This window comes from Halomonas sp. ML-15, from assembly GCF_014779595.1.
Lineage (GTDB): Bacteria > Pseudomonadota > Gammaproteobacteria > Pseudomonadales > Halomonadaceae > Franzmannia.
The window spans coordinates 2097438-2099267 of sequence record NZ_JACXZT010000019.1 but is presented as its reverse complement, the minus strand read 5'-3'; the positions used below and the strand labels follow the sequence as shown (position 1 = coordinate 2099267).

1 rRNA gene (cut by a window edge) is annotated in these 1830 nt (G+C 53.6%); it reads right to left on the bottom strand.

Annotation, left to right across the window (positions count from 1 at the left end):
- Positions 1–1612: ribosomal RNA gene (locus tag IEI94_RS21505) — 23S ribosomal RNA — on the bottom strand; it reaches 1412 nt to the left of the window's first position.
- Between the last annotated feature and the right edge of the window lie 218 nt (positions 1613–1830).

Sequence of the window (1830 nt, the reverse complement as noted above, 5' to 3'; positions counted from 1 at the left end):
GTGTCGGTTTGGGGTACGGTCCCACATGATCTGAAGCTTAGAGGCTTTTCCTGGAAGCGTGGCATCAGTGACTTCCAGACCGTAGTCTGTTCGTCTCGTCTCTCGGCCTTGAGCGTCCGGATTTGCCTGAACCCTCAGCCTACCGACTTTCACCAGGACAACCAACGCCTGGCTCACTTAGCCTTCTTCGTCCCCCCATCGCAACCATGTGAGGTACGGGAATATTGACCCGTTTCCCATCGACTACGCCTTTCGGCCTCGCCTTAGGGGCCGACTCACTCTGCTCTGATTAGCATAGAACAGAAACCCTTGGTCTTCCGGCGGGGGAGTTTTTCACTCCCCTTGTCGTTACTCATGTCAGCATTCGCACTCGTGATACCTCCAGCAGACTTCTCAATCCACCTTCATCGGCTTACACGACGCTCCTCTACCGCGCATCCACGTCGAAACGTGAACGCACCCGTAGCTTCGGTACCTGGTTTAGCCCCGTTACATCTTCCGCGCAGGCCGACTCGACTAGTGAGCTATTACGCTTTCTTTAAAGGATGGCTGCTTCTAAGCCAACCTCCTAGCTGTCTGAGCCTTCCCACATCGTTTCCCACTTAACCAGGATTTCGGGACCTTAGCTGACGGTCTGGGTTGTTTCCCTTTTCACAACGGACGTTAGCACCCGCTGTGTGTCTCCCACGCTCGCACTCACCGGTATTCGGAGTTTGCCTCGGGTTGGTAAGTCGGGATGACCCCCTAGCCGAAACAGTGCTCTACCCCCGGCGGTGATACGTGAGGCGCTACCTAAATAGCTTTCGAGGAGAACCAGCTATCTCCGGGCTTGATTAGCCTTTCACTCCGATCCACAAGTCATCCAAATCTTTTTCAACAGATCCTGGTTCGGTCCTCCAGTTGATGTTACTCAACCTTCAACCTGCTCATGGATAGATCGCCCGGTTTCGGGTCTATATCCAGCGACTGGTCGCCCAGTTAAGACTCGGTTTCCCTACGCCTCCCCTAATCGGTTAAGCTCGCCACTGAATATAAGTCGCTGACCCATTATACAAAAGGTACGCGGTCACAGAACAAGTCTGCTCCCACTGCTTGTACGCACACGGTTTCAGGATCTATTTCACTCCCCTCTCCGGGGTTCTTTTCGCCTTTCCCTCACGGTACTGGTTCACTATCGGTCAGCCAGGAGTATTTAGCCTTGGAGGATGGTCCCCCCGTCTTCAGTCAAGGTTTCACGTGCCCCGACCTACTCGATTTCACGCGATCAGATTTTCGGCTACGGGGCTATCACCCACTATGGCGGCATTTCCCAATGCCTTCGCCTAATCAGTCACACGCTTAAGGGCTGGTCCCCGTTCGCTCGCCGCTACTAGGGGAATCTCGGTTGATTTCTTTTCCTCAGGGTACTTAGATGTTTCAGTTCCCCTGGTTCGCCTCCCAACACCTATGGATTCAGTGTGGGATACCCAGCTTATGCTGGGTGGGTTTCCCCATTCAGAAATGCCCGGGTCACAGGTTGTTTGCCACCTCGCCGAGCCTTATCGCAGGCTTCCACGTCTTTCATCGCCTCTGGCTGCCTAGGCATCCACCGTGTGCGCTTAATCGCTTGACCATATAACCCGAAAGGGTCTGGTCTGCGATTACGTACGACAATTGCCGGATACGCTTGAGACGTATCACGTCTTTTCTCCTTGCGGAGAAATTTGTCAGCATGATTCACATTGTTAAAGAGCAAACTGTCAATCGACAGTCATAAACCGGTCATCGTCTTGCGCGATGGTGGCTTATGACTGCAGATCCGATCAGGTAAGACTGTGGGGCGGGGGAAGA